Below are 17,385 nucleotides of genomic sequence, written 5' to 3'. Positions count from 1 at the left end.
AGAACTAGGTCGATGAAATTAATATAACCGTGGAGATTTATTATGATAATCCACTATAATCAGATAGCACTTATATTGAATACTTATAAATAATGAAAGAAAATTTAAATGATTTACACACTTTTATGGTGGTTGCTCAAGAACGGAGCTTTACCCGCGCAGCCGCAAAACTCAGGACTTCACAGTCAGCCATTAGTCAAACACTCCGTAATTTAGAAGACCGACTTGGCATAAAACTATTATCAAGAACAACACGAAGTGTGGCACCTACAGAAGCAGGTGAATATCTATTAAATTTGCTTCAACCTGCAATAGAAGAAATAGAAAATGGCATAAATCAAATTAGTGCTTTAAAAAATGATCCAGCAGGAACATTACGTATTAGCGCAGATGAATATGGAATACAAAGTGTCTTATGGCCAGCAGTTGAAAAAGTCATACAACAATTTCCAAAAATTTCAGTAGAGATCATATCTGATTATGGTCTTGTTGATATTGTAGAAGGGCGTTTTGATGCAGGACTTAGAAGAGGTGGTTTAGTTTCTAAAGATATGATCGCTTTACAGGTGAGTGAGCCAATACAAATGCTTACTGTTGCAACCAAAGAGTTTTTAGCTCGTTATGGTCACCCAAAGCATCCAAAAGATTTAGTGGAATACTGCTGTATTAATTTAAGATTACCAACACATGGTGAACTCTATCGTTGGCAATTTACCAAACAAGGTAAAACACAAATAATTACTGTTAATGCTAAAATCGTTTTTACAACCTTATCTCCAGTGCTTCAAGCAGTAAGGAGCGGTGTAGGAATCGCTTATTTACCTATTGATATGGTTCAGCCTTATATTGAAAGTGGTGAACTGGAAGAAACGCTAAAGGACTGGCGACATAGCTATGAACCTTATCATCTGTATTATCCCCACAGACGTGAGCAAGCACCTTTATTAAATATCTTAATCGATGCGTTAAAAGAAAATTTTAATAAAAAATAGCTGCTCATTAAATAAACATGGGTATTTCAGAACATCCGTGTAAGAAAATTGGTTTAAGCTAATGATGAAAGAAGAAATTTGCTTAATTTATTCATCATTTAACGCACATTCAAAATTACTTGGGTTTTCTTTACATCTTACCTTTTTCAAAAAATTCATCATTTTAGGGTCGTAAATACCTGCTTTGGTTAGCTGTATACGTGCTTCACGCATCATTTTCATATAGTTTAATTGTTCATTTTTAGGAATATCCATCCAGTATTTTGAAGGAATATCACTTTCATATTTAGCAATAACGCCAAACGTTCTGTTTAGTTGGCTGGCTACCCAAGTTCGAGACTTTTGCCCAAAACCCGCTGGAAATTGGTCTTTACGAATAATGAAGTTGGCTGAAATTTGAGTCAAAGGAAAACGAACGATAGCTCCTTTTTCACCTAAACCTTTGTATAGCTCAAAAGGTTTAAATGCCACAATAGGAGCGGGCACAATATCAATTTCATGGTTATTAAACTTTGCGCCAGCGTTGGTGACGTCTACCGATACAGCCTGACCGCCAACCTGTTGCACAAGCTTTGGTTGAGCTTCATCATATTTAAATACTCCAATTTTCTTACCGGCAGCTTTAGCGAGTGTATTGATACTTCTATCATTTACAAATAAATATGCAGGGCCAATAGTCCCTAAACCTGCAATTTCGTAAGGGCCTACCACCATGTTTTTTGAGGCCATGGGTGATGACAACAGCTTATAGGCATTAATTGCGGTTTTCATATTTGTTAATGCGCCAACAGCATCTAAAGATCCTGTATATTTATTAAATTGACGCCCACGTAAACCGCTAATAATAGCGCCATCACATTTCCCAACTTTTAAGTCTTCAGCCGCAACACGTTCATCAACATATGCTTTTAAAGATAGATCAGCTCCCCAATTTTTGGCTTCAAGAGCATAATCCTTTGCTAAAGCAAAAGCATCTCCTGACTTACCAATTGGGTCAAAAACACAGACTACTTGTTGTTTGGCATAAAGAGTTGTGGTTAAACAGGCACTTGTAATCAATAAAATAGTTTTAAAACAATCCATATTTAATTATCCATTATTTAAATTATAAAAATTATTTTATGAGTCTGACGTAGATTAGATATGGCATTTCAAGGAAAATATTTAGTGAAGAAGTCAAAAGACAGCTTTGAGTTGGATCTTATTTTTTTGTGATTTAGCTATGGCTTAAATAATTTGAGCATTATCAGTGAGTTAAATTTAAAGAATAGCTGCACACACGTACTATATCAGTTTTTAAGAGCATGTAAAGAGGGTTTTTAAAATATTTATATAAATTTCAATAAGATAAAAAATTTTTTGTGTATTGCAATTTAGCCTAAGCAAATTAATAACTTTAGGAGCCAAAAGGCGATTTAGCAAAATAATCTCTAGGTATCCAGTAACCACAAATACAGATCATGAATTTAGGATGTAGTGAGTCGATCAGCTCGCTAGGGCAAATATAAAAGTGTAATTACATTTTGTAGAAGGTTGCCTAGAGAATTATTCCGGCTAAGATTAGAAATAGGGTTATGCCAAAGGTAATCAAGAGCGTGAAGGCTCAGCAGACAGAGACACAAGCTTAATAATTGACCGCAGCAAACAATAAACGGCGCAGCAGCAACGTAGAGTAGCCAAAGTCATATATAGGTAGGTTTCTACATATCTTATTTAACATAATATACATTATGCGAACAGTTATATAATTCACTATTAAGTCTTTGATTCTGCTGCTGTACGTTTAGCTATACTTGTTGCCTCAACAAAAAATCATTAATTATTTTAGATGCGTATTATGCAATTTATAAAAAAGACCTTTGTTAAGGTCTTTTTGCACAGCTAAATTAATTTAATCATTTTATTTTGATGAGTTCCAATAATTGACGTAATTCAACTGTTGAATCCCTCGTTCAACAAACTCAGCATTTTGCCATTGTTTTACATCAACATCGCGTTTTATCAGTTTGGCCTTTAATGCAGTCTGTACACCTTCTTGTAGATGCCCTAGATAATATTCATCCAAAAGTGGCGAAAAAACTGTTTTTAAGGCTTTGTCTTGTAGGCTCAATGCATAGAGTTCCGTTGGTAATCCTGCATTTTTAGTAACAAGTTGAATGGCATTATCGCGGTTTTCAGGTTGTGAAACCCAATGTGCTGATTGTAAAACCGTATTGACCAATGTTTGGACAATTTCAGGATGTTGTTTAATAAACTCACTACGACCCACCAAACCTGATTGAATTGTGCCAGCTCCATCTTGTCTCTGCCCAGTACTCAGAGGAACTTCTACAATTTTCTGCTGTTTAAGCGCTAGAATTGGCATTAAACCCCAGCTGGCATCAATTTGCTTAGCTGCAAGTGCTGCATTGGCCGCAGCAGGATCCAAATTAATAATGCGGAAATCTTTTTCAGTAAAGCCATATCGCTCAATATATTGATCAAACGATAATTGCATAGCAGTTCCTTGAAAAATTGCTATTCGTTTGCCTTTTAACTGTTCGAGACTGGTATATCCTTTATTTGGCAAAACACCCAAATAAGCATCTATGTGCCGACCAGTTGCTACCAGTAACATGGTATCGATTTGATTCGATTTACCAATAATGGCTGCTAAGTCACCTAAAAAAGCAAAATCTAATTGTTTATTAGCCAAAGCTTCATTAATTACAGGCCCTGCACCTTTAAAAAATTGCCATTCAACCTGAATATTTTTCTTTGCGAATTCTTTTTCAAGTAACTGATTTAAATAAATATAATCAACTAATGGTGTGCCGGTGCTGTGTTTTTCACTACTGCTTAGATCAGGTACAGCAATTCTAATTTTTACAATGTTTTCAGTCTGATTTGTTGTTTTTGATGGTGCTGATGAAGATGGTTTGAAAATAAACAGTAGCAAAGCGACAAAAATAAGTGCAGGAATAATCCAGATAAATCGATTGCGTTTTGATAGTGTGGCCATATCGTTTTTCTCAACAACATATACAACGTCACTGCTTAACGACAGTGACGTTTTGCATGTTTAAAATAGTCTTTAGTTGGCATTTAAAACAGCATGAAGCTTGGCTTTTTCGAGTTGTTCTTCTGATAAATCTTTGGGTAATGTGGTTTTACCTTTTAAGCCATGTACACCAGTCGTTACTTCACCGGCAAGTGTAATTCGGCGTACAACGCGATGTTGATCGCCATAATCGTTAACTGCATAGTGCTGTGTAGAGCGATTATCCCAAATCACCACATCTCCTTCCTGCCATTGCCAACGCACTGTATTTTCTGGTCGCGTTACTTTTTCTTGTAAAATATTAAATAAAAGCTGCGAATCACTTTGACTAAATCCCACAAGTCTTTTGAAAAAATGTCCAAGTAAGAGGCTTTTCTTGCCAGTTTCTGGATGTACTACGACTACTGGATGCTCTGTCTCATACTTGGTAGATACAAAAATTTTCTTCAGTCTTTCGAGCTGTTCCGGCTCAACATTTTGTTTTGGTCCACCATAATCATATTCATTTGAATGTACAGCTACCAATTGCTCAGCAAATTGCTGTAAAAGCTCAGGAAGATCCTCATAAGCAGTTTCAGTATTTGCCCAAGTTGTATCACCACCTGTTTCAGGGATGATTAGGCTTCTCAAGATACTAATTTTAGGATAAGCATCGACAAAAGTGACATCAGTATGCCAAGAGTTAGCTCGTGCACCTTTTTGTGAGTCAAGTTCAAAAATAAAATCTGTGCCATCCACTGCTGGTACTGTTGGATGTTTAACGGGTGATCCAAATAATTCTGCAAATTTTTCTTGTTCCGTGTCCCCCAAATGTTGCTGGCCACGAAAGAAGAGTACTTTATGCTCTAATAGCGCATCGTGTATAAACTGAACTGTGGATGAATCAAGCTCAGAGCTTAAATGAATGCCTGATATTTCAGCCCCAATTCGACCAGTTAATTTTTTAACTTGTAGTTGTTGTGCTGGTTTCTGAATAAATGTTGTCATGTTAATTTCCTGTCGTAATATATGACTGAATGTTTATCAGAAACGGCGGCTTATTCTGTTATTTCAGAGACAATCCATCACGTAAAAAATTATTTTGATATTTAAATAATTAATAACACGCACATATGAAAATTAAATATGAAATTATATTTTTTTGAAATTTGAATAAATTTTAACTCTGATAAGCTGTTTAAAATCTTAGTTTATATCTCTGATTTATCATGAAAGCATCATCAATTATCGAGTTCAGGAATCCTATCTCAAAATATCAGAATGATTTTGACGGCGGACAATCTTCGGATCATCAAATTATAACGAATGAATTTATTCATAAAAGTATTCGTATTTTAGAAAACTATCAGGTTATTCAATCTTTATCTAATACAGAGAAATCTACGCTTATTCAGCATTTAAAAATAAGAAAGTATTATCATAATCAAACGATATACAATCAAAATGATCCGTGCACTGATATCAATATTTTGCTTGAAGGCGCGCTTAAACTTGGCTGGAGCACATCGCAAGGTAAATATCACACCGATATTTTTGTGCCCTCAGGTACATTAATCAATATTGTTCCGATCGTAACGGGTCAACTCCTACTTCACGACCACATTGCACAAGGTAGAACGGTAATTGCCAACCTTCCTGGCCAATTGTTTATGGATGTCATCAGAAATAACGCAGATGCTTTGTTTATGGTGTTGAAATTAATCTGTGTAAGAACACAGCTAAATCGTGAACAAAATTTCATTTATTCAACTGAAACATTGCAAACTCGTCTCGCTAAAAAACTAGTTTTTCTAGTGGATTATCATTCCTATCAGGACAAAGATAAAATTTTACTGAATCTCAAATTGAGTCAGGAAAATCTGGCAGAACTTTTGCAGACCTCAAGACAAAGCATTAATAAAGAACTAGCAGCGCTTTCAAACCAAAACATCATTGAGGTTAAATACAATCAAATCTTTATTTTGGACTTTGAAAAACTAAGCGATATTGCTCAGACTCATCAGTTCAACAGTACCACTAAGTTTCTTTGATATATCTGCTTTTGTCATAATGATATGATTTTATGAGGAGATAACTGTCGCAATAGAAACAGAATAAAAATTTGTCATATTTACACTAAGCGTTTTAGTCGCTTTGTTGGATAAAACATGACAGATGTAAATATCAAAAAACAACCTAATATTTTATTGATTGTGGCAGATGATTTAGGCTTTTCAGATTTAGGTGCTTTTGGCGGAGAAATCAATACACCTCATTTGAATGAATTAGCATTAAACGGCTTAAGGCTGACTAATTTTCATACGGCGTCAACCTGCTCCCCTACTCGTGCGATGTTACTTTCAGGCACTGACCATCATTTAGCTGGTTTAGGGACCATGGCAGAGGCCCTCACCCCAGAACTAGAAGGTAAAGAAGGCTACGAAGGTGTATTAAATAACAAAGTTGCCGCATTACCAGAATTATTAAAAGATGCGGGTTACTACACCATAATGTCTGGGAAATGGCACTTAGGTCTAAAACCAGAATATTTTCCAATTCAAAAAGGATTTGAACGTTCTTTTGCACTACTACCTGGCGCAGCCAATCATTATCTATTTGAAGCGGATATTCCAGAAGAGCAAATTCCACGCTTACTTAAGTCAACAAAAGGGCTCTATGCAGAAGATGATGAGTTTTCGGAAGAACTGCCTCAAGGGTTTTATTCATCAGATTATTTTACCACTCGCCTTCTAGACTTTTTACAAGATGATGAAGCACGCCAAGGACGTCCTTTTTTTGCATACTTACCTTTCTCTGCACCGCACTGGCCCTTACAGGCACCTCAGGAAGATATCGATCGATATAAAGGACGTTATGCAGATGGCCCCGTTAAATTGCGTGAACAGCGCCTTGAGAAACTCAAGCAACTTCAATTGGTAGATGCGGAAACAACGATTCACCCTGTCCTCGCTAGAACTCCATTCTGGGAAAATCTTACTCAAGAGCAACGTGATAAGTCTTCAAGAATTATGGAAGTCTATGCGGCCATGGTAGATCGTATGGATCAAAACGTTGGACGTGTGGTGGAATACCTCAAAGATCGAGGGGAATTAGACAATACTATTGTTATTTTTCTATCAGACAATGGTGCAGAAGGTGCTCAACTTGAAGCTCTACCCGTCTTTGGCGGTCAACTTAATGAAATTATCGAGCAATATTACGACAACAGTATTGATAATATTGGACGAGCAAACTCTTATGTTTGGTACGGAGAACATTGGGCACAAGCAGCCACCGCTCCTGCCCGTCTATATAAAGCACATACTAGCGAAGGTGGAATTAGAACCGTTTCTTTCATTCATTACGCAGGGTTTAAACGCCAAAACCAGATCAGTCACGAGTTTTTGACGGTCATGGATTTACTACCAACCCTACTGGATTATTTAAATATTCAGCATCCTGGTCAGGTGTATAAAGGTCGTCAATTGGTACCCCTCCGTGGACGTTCGATCTTGCCGTATTTACAAGTACAACAAGACCATATTCACAGTGAAGATCATGTCACAGGCTGGGAGTTATTTGGTCAAAAGGCTCTGCGCAAAGGGGAATGGAAAGCGCTGTTCATCCCTGCGCCAAATGGTCCAAATCGCTGGCAGCTATATAACCTTAAAGATGATAAAGGCGAAACTCAGGATTTGGCAAAACAATATCCAGAAAAGCTCGATGAATTACTCAAAGAATGGGCAACTTATGTCAAAGAAAATGGTGTGATTGAAAATGTGCAACAACGAAGATTATTACAAAATGATCAGCTAGAACCGTTTGAAGCATAAAATAACGAAGAAATTAGTCTGTAGATTGAACTAAGCCAGCACCCAATGCTGGCTTTTATATTTGTTGCCTGAACAGTATTTTAAAAGGCCTATGTTTAAAAAATTACTATTAAATATAAAGATAAGATCATCAAAATATAAACTTAAGTTTGTACTGATAATGACAGTGTTCAATTACATAAAAATTAAAATCATCACAAAGAAAACACAAAATGGAGTCATTAATGTCAGTTCAAAAGCACACCTTTCACTTCAAGAGAAAAAGATTAGTTTTAAATAAAATCACGCAAAGTCTGTTTATTTCACTTATAGGGTGTGCAGGATATTCATCTATTGTCTATGCCGAGGACACTTCCGCTACTTCAGGTACAGCGGTAACGGAAGCCAGTACGTCAAATTCAAAGTCAAACAGTAAAGCAGATGATGTCATTCAGCTTGCAGATGTTATTGTGACTACACGAAGACGTGAAGAAAAAGCACAAAATGTTCCAACACCGATTAGTATTTTAAGTGCTAAAACACTGGAAACACAAAAACTCAGTAAACTTGAAGATCTACAACAAGCCCTACCCAGCCTTAATGTTGCTTTCTTAAACCCTCGTCAATCGAGTGTAGCGGTTCGGGGTTTGGGTAATAACCCAGCTAGTGATGGTTTGGAAGCTAGTGTTGGGGTCTATCTGGACAATGTTTACTTAGGTCGCCCCGGCATGGCTGTATTTGATTTATTAGATATTGCTCAACTCGAATTATTACGCGGGCCACAAGGGACATTATTTGGTAAAAATACTACGGCGGGCTTATTAAATATTAGCTCAAAACAGCCTACCTTCGACCCAGACCATTCTGCTGAAATTTCTTTTGGTTCACGCAATTATTTGCAGGCTAAAGGAACGTTTTCAGATGCTCTATCCGAAAATGTAGCAGGCCGACTCTCATTTTATAAAACCACTCAGGATGGTTTTATTGATAACACCTATAATGGTAAAGATTATAACAATACAGATCGCGAAGGTGTCCGCGGTCAAATTCTCTGGAAACCGCAAGAGAATTTTAATTTACGTCTAATTGCAGATTACAACAAACAAGATGACGATCAAGGCGCGATGGTCGTGTACTACGCTGGGCCAACGTTTAACAGTACCGTATATGGCAATAACTACAATCGTTACTTAGAAAATGCCACACAGTCAGGTGCTAAAAATCTTTATACCAACTGGAAAGATAAACAGATTCATTCAGATGCCCCACAACACATGTCTGTTGAGCAAGGTGGTGGATCGGCAGAAGCCAATTGGTCGCTAGATAGCGGTAAAAAAATTACGTCGATTAGTGCATACCGCTTTTGGAACTTCACTCCAACCAATAGTGATTTTATTAGTTCAAATGCATTGACGAATGCCGGTGTTTCGGTTCGAGATAAACAGTATTCTCAAGAGCTACGCCTAACCTCTGCTGGAAATCAAAAAGTGGATTGGGTAACGGGCCTATATTACTTTCAGCAACAGTTAGACAATACGACTTTCTCTTTATATGGAGATACGGCTGACGCATTCTATCTTTATAACGTACCGAGCGTAAGAACCTTAATAGCAAATGGTCAATCGAATATTTTGAATAATCGAGATTCGTATTCATATGGAACAACTGAGACAAAAAGCTCAGCACTATTTGGTCAAAGTACATGGCATGCGACACCGAAGTTAGACATCACCACAGGTGCACGAGTCACCTATGAAGATAAATCTGCCAGTATCTATAGAACCGCCCCTATTGGGGGTACTCCAGTTTCGGGTTTAAGTGCGGCAGAGCGTAATTTACTAAATGCCCAGCTTGGCGCATACGACTCAGGCGAACTGAAGCAACATGGTTTAAGTTACTCTGGCTTACTGACTGGCAGCTATCGGGTAAATCCGAGCACACTGGCCTATGCAACGTATTCACACGGCGAGAAATCTGGTGGCTTTAACCTAAGCATTGGTTCTGCACCAGCAGCGGGTGCTAACTCGTTAAAGGTTGATCCTGAAAAAGCAGATAACTATGAAATTGGACTAAAACAAAATTTTCTTAATAATACCTTACAGCTCAATAGCAATATATTCTGGATTGATGTTTCTGACTATCAAACCACAAGCTATGAACAAGTCGGTAACTCTGTCGTGAGTGTGTTGGCAAATGCAGGTAAAGTACGCAGCCGAGGGATTGAACTCGATGCAACCTATCAGCCTATTCGTCGTCTTACACTTAACTTTAATGGTTCGCTTAACGATACCACTTATACAGAATATAAAAATGCCCCAGCTCCATCCAATATCAGTATTCCAACAGGCGTAAATACACAAGATCTGTCTGGAGAACGTGTATATGGCGTACCGAAGTGGATTGCAAATTTCAATTTCCGTTATGACTTAGCTGAGCACAATAACTGGCAGCCCTATGTTTCAGGAAGTTATGCTTGGCGAGATTGGTCATATGGCTCTTTAGATAATAACCCGTACAGTGTTATTAAAGCCTATGGATTAACAAATGCGAGTCTAGGTGCCCGACATCATATTGGTGAAAATGAACTGGATGTTGCGCTATGGGTAAAAAACCTCACCAATGAAACCTATGTGACCAATACATGGAATTCTTCTAATGGTATTGTTCTCGCTAGTTTAGGTCAGCCTCGTACCATCGGTGCAACCGTGAAACTTAGCTTTTAATAAATAAAATGCACAGAAATTGCAGCATTGGCTCCTTCAAAACCATGCTGCAAATTTTGTATAGAGTTATGGCGTATTTAGAATAGCGTCAATCTGAGTCAGCTCATCTGCACTAAACACCGTGTTTTGCAATGCTTTTAAGTTTTCGATGATCTGTTCGGGGCGACTAGCACCGATGATTGTCGATGTAATGCGTTCATCTCGTAAAACCCATGACAATGACAATTGAGCCAATGTTTGGTCTCGACGCTTTGCTATTTCATTTAACTGCTGTATTTGCTGTAGCTTCAATGCAACGAGGTGCTCTGACTGTAAATAGCGACTACCACGCCCGATACGTGAATCTTCAGGTACACCATTCAGATATCGTCCAGCCAATAGGCCTTGAGCCAGTGGTGAGAATGTAATTACACCAAAACCCTCTTGTTTATCAGTCTCCGTTAAACCTTGCTCAATCTGACGTTCAAAAAAATTGTAAATCGGTTGATGCAAAGTAAGTGGAACGTGATAAGCCTTAAGCAATTCTATCAACTGTAAAGTTAACTCTGGTGTATACCCAGAAGAAATCCCCACATAGAGTGCTTTACCTTGTTGCACAATATCGGCAAGTGTCTTGGCTGTTTCTTCAAGCGGTGTTTCTGGGTCATAACGATGTGAATAAAAAATATCGACATAATCAAGCCCCAGTCGCTGTAAGCTTTGATCAAGACTAGCCATTAGGTATTTTCGGCTGCTACCACCTTGTCCATAAGGTCCAGGCCACATGTCCCAGCCTGCCTTTGTCGAAATAATAAGTTCGTCTCGATATGGCTTGAAGTCATTTTTTAAAAAGTGCCCAATATTTTTCTCTGCACTTCCAAAGGGTGTTCCATAATTATTGGCTAGATCGAAATGATTAATTCCATGATCAAACGCCGTGTAAAGTACCGATTTTTGTTGTTGAATTGGAGTATCATCTCCAAAGTTATGCCAGCAACCAAGTGACAATGGAGGTAATACCAAACCGCTATTTTTAATTTTTCGATATTGAAATGATTGATATCGTTCTGAATTTGCGAGATACATACTTTGTCCTTTTATTCGGCAGTAGCCAAGAGGCCGAGGTTTTGTCTTAATGTTTGACCTTCGTATTCTTTGCGGAATAAATTGCGCTGTTGAAGGATAGGAATAACCAGATCGACAAAGTCTCTAATTCCGTTTGATATGACGGCAGGCATAATGTTAAATCCATCTGCTGCTCCACTGACGAACCATTCTTCAAGCTGATCGGCGATATATTCTGGCGTACCAACCAAACAAAAATGCCCTCGTCCCGATGCAATACGTTGATAGAGCTGTTTAATGGTTAGACCCTGCTCTTGCCCGAGAGCCTGAATTAATTGCTGGCGACTTTGCTGCCCCGTTTGGGTTTCAGATAAATCTAAGGAACCTAAAGGCTGATTCACATCAACACCGCTTAAATCAAAATTACCCAACATTCTCCCTAAAAGCCCAAGGCCAATGTCATCATCAACGAGTTCATCTAAAAGCTGTTGTTGTTTCTTGGCCTCTTCATGTGTATGAGCAACAAGCACATATACACCCGGCATGACCACTAACTCATGTTCTTGGCGATCAAAGCCTTCAAGACGTTGTTTTACATCGCTATAAAATTGCTGTGCAGCGGCTAAGTTAGATTGCGCAGTAAAAATGACATCTGCTGTACGAGCTGCCAGATTTTTGCCTCGTTCTGAACTGCCTGCCTGAACCACCACCGGGTGAGTTTGTGGGCTTGGGCTAATATTGAGTGGACCTTTTACCTGAAAAATATCACCGCAATGATTGAGCGTGTGTACCTTATCTGGATTAAAGAAAATACCTCTGGCTTTATCATGAATAGCTGCATCCTCATCCCAACTATTCCAAAGTCCTTTTACCACATCGTGAAATTCTTCAGCACGTGCATAGCGATCTTGATGTTTGACATGTTCCTTTGTACTGAAATTTTTCGCTTCAAGTGCAAAATCAGTGGTGACGAGGTTCCATCCTGCACGTCCAGCAGAAATCTGGTCTAAAGAAGCAAACTTTCTTGCGAGATGATATGGTTCATTGTAGGTTGTCGTGGCTGTTCCAATGAGTCCAATATGCCGGGTTTGTGTCGCGATTGCTGAAAGTAAAGTAAGGGGCTCAATCTCGTTACCGCGAATTTTGCCTGATGTCGCAGTTGCCGGATCAACAGCTAAGCTATCAGCAAAAAAAATGGCATCAAATTTACCTTCTTCAGCTATTTTTGCTGCACTTAAGTAGCGCTCATAGGGACTCAATTTTAATTGACTTGCTGGATGTCTCCAACTGGCCAAATGATGGCCATAACCGTCTAAAAATAAATTAAGGTGAAGCTTTCTTGTAGACGAAGGATTACTCATTTTAATCAGTCCAATGGATGGGTGTACACCTCTTAAAAACGAGGCGTACTAGACATACTTTTTAGAAATTTTTACGGAATGAAATGCCAAAATAGCGTTCATCATCTCTAGGGACTTGACGAGTAATACGGCTACCATTTGTGCTCAGTAAGGTCGCATATGATTTATCCGTTATATTTCGTACATTCAATGCCAATCGCCAGTCAGAAGCAGTATCAGCTAAAGCGATACTCGCGTTCAAAAGTCCATATGCACCCTGAATGGTGTTTTGGTTTTGGTCGAGACTGAACTGAACTTTGCTTTGCCATGCATATTGGGTTGAAAGTTCAATTTGTTTGTTATTTGCCAGAGTAAAATAGCGATCGAGCTGAGTATTAAATTTCCAATCTGGAGAAAATGGCAGCGGCTTACCATTTACATTTGGGCACGATGTATCGGCAGCCGGACATTTGAAGTCATCAATTCGTGCATGTGTATAGGCACCTGAAAAGTTTAATGCCCAATTTGGATTAATCTTATATACCGAATCAATTTCAGCCCCATAGGTAGAGACACTTCCTGCATTAACCAAGCGGGTTATCGGGAAACCATTTGGATCGAGGGTTCTAAAATTTGCCTGATAGTTATCATAATCAGTGTTAAATAACGCCACATTGACGCGCAGACGATTATTTAGCCATTGAGATTTGAGCCCAAGTTCGTAAGAGTTAGCCGTTTCAGGATCAATGACAGGTGTATCATTTTGCTGCATATTAAAATAAACGTTATATGCAGGACCTTTATAACCTCTCGAATAGGTAAAATAGCCCAATATATTTGGTGTAAAGTCATATTGAGGTCCAATGCGGCCTGAAACTCCGGTTTCACTGGTCGATCCATCACTGCTAAATGAAGAACGAATGGCATTTCGGACACCTACACTGCTTGGAACAGTTGAAACTCGGCTGTGATCATAAGACAACTCATCTCGAGTAACACGTAAGCCTGCAATCCATCTCAACCGATTTGTGAAATGAAAGGTACCTTCACCAAATGCAGCATAGTTGGTGCTGTCTGTGTTATAGATTGCCTTACCAAAATCTACGACATAGGCATTAGAGGCATTGTTGTACCAAGTTGACTCGCGTTGATAAGTCTCATCATTTTTGTTCTTTGAAAAATATAGACCCGCGACATAATCAAAAAAACCATGATCGAGCGGTTTAATTCTAATCTCTTGAGAAAATTGCTTACTGTTAACATGGCCTAAATCGGCAATTCCAGCAAAATTTGGTGTCGGAGCAGCAAGCTGATCACTGTCACCAATTTGTGTGTTTTTCCATTGGCGAAAGGCCGTAATGGATGATAATTGATGATTGGTTAATGTCCAGTCTGCGGTAAGCGCTACACCCTGATTGGTATCATCAGTCGACGCTTGAGTATTTTCAACTGTACTTCGATTGGTTGGAGATGCCACAACAGGCGATAATGCTGCTGCATAGTTGGCATCGGTATTTTTAACCACAATACCTGTTGGAGCACTTCCTTTTTTATGCAGATAATCGGCAGTAAAGCCCAACACTAAACTATCGGTAGGCGTATATTCAAATTTGGTTCTAAAACCATAATTTTTATAGCCATTAACATCTTGATTGGTTGTAAGGTTGTCTACATTGCCATCAAAATTACCTAATAGCGCCGAGACATTGGCAGTTAATTTTTCAGGAATTAATGAACCAGATGCTCCTAGTTTAATTCGTTGTTCACCATCGTTAGTGGCATAGGCATCAATATAACCAGAGGTTTCACTGGTTGGATTTTTGGTCACAATATTGACTACACCTGCCGATGCATTTTTACCAAAAAGTGTTCCTTGGGGACCACGTAGGACTTCAATGCGATCTACATCTAACAAATCAAGTGTTGCTTGCCCCGGTCGGCTGTACACAACGCCGTCTATCACTGTTGAGACTGAAGGCTCAACACCTGGTGAAGTGGTAACAGTTCCAATACCGCGAACAAATAAAGAAGTATCCTTATTGGAAGCCCCTGCCCGAAAGTTAACACTCGGTACTTGTGTTACCAATGTTTCAAGTGAGTTTCGCTGTTGCTTATCGAGTTCCTTGCCACTAATGACTGAAACGGCAACAGGTACTTTTTGGAGTGATTCTTCACGGCGTGTTGCTGTCACAACTACGGTCTCTAACTGAGCCACATCCTCTGAAGAACGTGCGGTATTTGAGACTGTTTCTGCATGAGCTTGTCCCCAAACTGACAAGATACTCAGCGAAAGCAGACTTAAATTTAAAATTTTTTGTTTAGTTGCTGACGTGAACGGATCACGCGCTACATTTCTCGAATGTATCGACATTATTTACCCCATAATTAAGTTTTAAAAGACGATGCTTATTTCACTGATTTCAAATATTCGTACTGCTGAGTTGGCTTCCAGTAAGTCTTTAAATTTGATTGTTCAAGTGCTTGATTTACAAATGACGGATTAATCCAGCTTTTGACGTCAATATTTTTGCGTATCAACCCTTGTTGCGTAGCCAAAGTGATTTTTTGCTGCAATTGTTGGGTGTAATAGCCATCAAATAACGGTGAATATAAAAACTTCAGATTTACACCATTGAGTTCCTGAGCATAGATAGATGCCGGATAGCCAGATTGGGTAAAAAAGAGTGCGACTTGTGGTACTCGATTTTGCTCATTTGAGAGCCAATTCAGACCTTTTACAACCTGAGTTACCACTTGTTGAGTTTCATTTGGATGTTGTTGAATAAAAGATTGACGACCTAAAAACACACCTTGAGTAGATCCTGCACCATTTAACTGACGACTACTGATAGGCAAGTTAACGATGTGTTTGTCACGTAACGCAAAAAATCGAGAAGGTCCCCATGACGCATCAATTTTTTTTGCGGCTAAAGCGGCGTTGACGGCATTAAAATCTAAATTGACCACTCGTACATCGCTGAGCTTTAAACCTTGGCTGTTCAATGCACTTACAAATGACAATTCATCTGCTGTTCCTCTTAACAAACCAACGCGTTTTCCTTTTAATTCAGCAAAATTTTTGATCGGAAGATCAGATCTTACTGCTAGGTAATTGGTGATGCCGCGCGCTGTTGGAACAAGTAATTGGGTATCTAATCCATTGGCTTTACCAATGATCGGAGGTAAATCACCTAAAAAGGCGAAATCCAGTTGATTGTTGGCCAATGCTTCATTAATGGCTGGCCCAGCACCTTTAAAGAAATGCCATTCCACTTTGACATTGTTTTTTGCAAGTTCTTGCTCAAGCCATTTTTTGTTGTAAAGCACATCAACAACTCCACCACCCGCGTGTTTTTGACCAGCTGTCAAATCAGGAGAACCAATTCGGATTGTTTTAAGGCTTTCAGCGTAACTGGCATGTCCAAAAGCCAATAAGCTCAGCAAGATCAATTTCTTAAAAATTGATTGTTTCATTATATTTTCCACATTTTTATTGATAAATCAGCGTTATATTGCTTAGATGCTTAAGACGTAGATGGCTTAATTTGCTTACTCGCTTTGCCATCGATATCAACAGGAACATCGCCTGCCAACGTAACGCGTCGCATAATACGCAAGGCATTACCATAATCATTGACGGCTAAATGCTGAGTGGCACGGTTGTCCCAAATAGCGACATCTCCGTCCTTCCACGTCCAGCGAATCGTGTTTTCTGGTTTGGTAATACGATCTTGAAAAATTTCAAACAGCTTGTTGGACTCTTTAGCAGTCAGACCTACAAAACGTTTAAAAAATTGACCTAAAATTAAGGTTCGTTTACCTGTTTCAGGATGTACTCTGACCAATGGGTGTTCTGCCTCGTAGACCGTTGAAGCAAAGATTTTTTGATGGCGTTTTACGACTTCATCACTTGCGGAAGGGCGAAAACCACCATAATCAAAATCATTGGTGTGAATCGCACGGAGCTGATTGGCAAGGAGCTTTAATGGCTCAGGCAATTCATCATAGGCTGCTTCTGTATTTGCCCATGTGGTATCGCCTCCTCGATTGGGAGTAGTTACCGCTCTTAAAATGCTGATTTTTGGATAATTTGAAACAAAAGTGACATCGGTATGCCAAACGTCTGCACGACCGTCATGACGGGAATCAAGCTCAAATATATAAGTCGAACCCTCTGCCACGGGAACAGTAGGATGTGAAATAGGCTGCCCAAGTAATTCGGCAAACTTTTCCTGCTCTTGATCGGTTAAATGTTCCTGATTACGGAAAAAAATAACTTTATGTTCAAGCAATGATTGCCTGATTTGATTCAAGACCTCAGAGTTAAGGTGTGAAGATAATTCAACACCATTAATTTGCGCACCGATACGACCTGCTAAAGGGATCACATCGATTAACTCACTCACTGGTTTTCTTATTAATAAATCTGCCATATCATCGTTCTCATCATTGATG

At 38.9% G+C, this 17,385-nt stretch carries 12 protein-coding genes; 4 read left to right on the top strand and 8 right to left on the bottom strand.

Going from position 1 to position 17,385, the window contains the following annotated elements:
• Nucleotides 1-92: 92 nt before the first annotated feature.
• The gene (locus B554_RS0118240) at nucleotides 93-992 is read left to right on the top strand and encodes a LysR family transcriptional regulator (protein ID WP_019459204.1); all 900 of its coding nucleotides are present in this window, start codon (nucleotides 93-95) and stop codon (nucleotides 990-992) included.
• 87 nt (nucleotides 993-1,079) lie between these two features.
• Here the strand turns inward: B554_RS0118240 and adeT1 are convergent, their stop codons facing one another.
• From adeT1 to B554_RS0118225, 3 genes are all read right to left on the bottom strand, one after another.
• The gene (adeT1, locus tag B554_RS0118235; RefSeq protein WP_019459203.1) at nucleotides 1,080-2,075 is read right to left on the bottom strand and encodes a putative multidrug efflux protein AdeT1; all 996 of its coding nucleotides are present in this window, start codon (nucleotides 2,073-2,075) and stop codon (nucleotides 1,080-1,082) included.
• A gap of 817 nt (nucleotides 2,076-2,892) precedes the next feature.
• Nucleotides 2,893-3,993, bottom strand: a complete 1,101-nt coding sequence (locus B554_RS0118230) for an ABC transporter substrate-binding protein (RefSeq protein WP_019459202.1) — start codon at nucleotides 3,991-3,993, stop codon at nucleotides 2,893-2,895.
• Nucleotides 3,994-4,065: 72 nt separating this feature from the next.
• The gene (locus tag B554_RS0118225) at nucleotides 4,066-5,019 is read right to left on the bottom strand and encodes a TauD/TfdA dioxygenase family protein (RefSeq protein WP_019459201.1); all 954 of its coding nucleotides are present in this window, start codon (nucleotides 5,017-5,019) and stop codon (nucleotides 4,066-4,068) included.
• A 221-nt stretch (nucleotides 5,020-5,240) separates the two neighbouring features.
• Between B554_RS0118225 and B554_RS0118220 the strand changes: the two genes are divergently transcribed.
• The 3 genes from B554_RS0118220 to B554_RS0118210 all read left to right on the top strand — a co-directional run bounded on the left by B554_RS0118220 (nucleotide 5,241) and on the right by B554_RS0118210 (nucleotide 10,546).
• On the top strand, nucleotides 5,241-6,062 hold the full coding sequence (locus B554_RS0118220; protein WP_019459200.1) for a Crp/Fnr family transcriptional regulator: 822 nt from the start codon (nucleotides 5,241-5,243) through the stop codon (nucleotides 6,060-6,062).
• 117 nt (nucleotides 6,063-6,179) lie between these two features.
• Nucleotides 6,180-7,844 carry an arylsulfatase gene (locus tag B554_RS0118215; RefSeq protein ID WP_019459199.1) on the top strand — a complete coding sequence of 555 codons (1,665 nt, stop codon included), beginning with the start codon at nucleotides 6,180-6,182 and terminating at the stop codon, nucleotides 7,842-7,844.
• Nucleotides 7,845-8,056: 212 nt separating this feature from the next.
• Nucleotides 8,057-10,546 carry a TonB-dependent receptor gene (locus B554_RS0118210; RefSeq protein ID WP_081400445.1) on the top strand — a complete coding sequence of 830 codons (2,490 nt, stop codon included), beginning with the start codon at nucleotides 8,057-8,059 and terminating at the stop codon, nucleotides 10,544-10,546.
• Nucleotides 10,547-10,612: 66 nt separating this feature from the next.
• Here B554_RS0118210 and mgrA read toward each other — a convergent pair whose 3' ends face one another.
• From mgrA to B554_RS0118185, 5 genes are all read right to left on the bottom strand, one after another.
• Nucleotides 10,613-11,611 (bottom strand): L-glyceraldehyde 3-phosphate reductase, encoded by a 999-nt coding sequence (gene mgrA, locus B554_RS0118205; protein ID WP_019459197.1) that lies wholly within the window; start codon nucleotides 11,609-11,611, stop codon nucleotides 10,613-10,615.
• Nucleotides 11,612-11,622: 11 nt separating this feature from the next.
• Nucleotides 11,623-12,951 carry an LLM class flavin-dependent oxidoreductase gene (locus B554_RS0118200; protein WP_019459196.1) on the bottom strand — a complete coding sequence of 443 codons (1,329 nt, stop codon included), beginning with the start codon at nucleotides 12,949-12,951 and terminating at the stop codon, nucleotides 11,623-11,625.
• Between the two features lie 61 nt (nucleotides 12,952-13,012).
• Nucleotides 13,013-15,208 (bottom strand): TonB-dependent receptor, encoded by a 2,196-nt coding sequence (locus B554_RS0118195; RefSeq protein ID WP_081400460.1) that lies wholly within the window; start codon nucleotides 15,206-15,208, stop codon nucleotides 13,013-13,015.
• Nucleotides 15,209-15,336: 128 nt separating this feature from the next.
• Nucleotides 15,337-16,404, bottom strand: coding sequence for an ABC transporter substrate-binding protein (locus B554_RS0118190; RefSeq protein WP_019459194.1), 1,068 nt, complete (start codon nucleotides 16,402-16,404; stop codon nucleotides 15,337-15,339).
• A 50-nt stretch (nucleotides 16,405-16,454) separates the two neighbouring features.
• The gene (locus B554_RS0118185) at nucleotides 16,455-17,363 is read right to left on the bottom strand and encodes a TauD/TfdA dioxygenase family protein (RefSeq protein ID WP_019459193.1); all 909 of its coding nucleotides are present in this window, start codon (nucleotides 17,361-17,363) and stop codon (nucleotides 16,455-16,457) included.
• Nucleotides 17,364-17,385: the final 22 nt, after the last annotated feature.

Origin of the sequence: Acinetobacter sp. GG2 (assembly GCF_000292385.1) — a bacterium.
Taxonomy (GTDB): Bacteria; Pseudomonadota; Gammaproteobacteria; order Pseudomonadales; family Moraxellaceae; genus Acinetobacter; species Acinetobacter seifertii.
The sequence above is the reverse complement of the archived record's forward strand: the minus strand, read 5'-3'. Positions and strand labels throughout refer to the sequence as shown.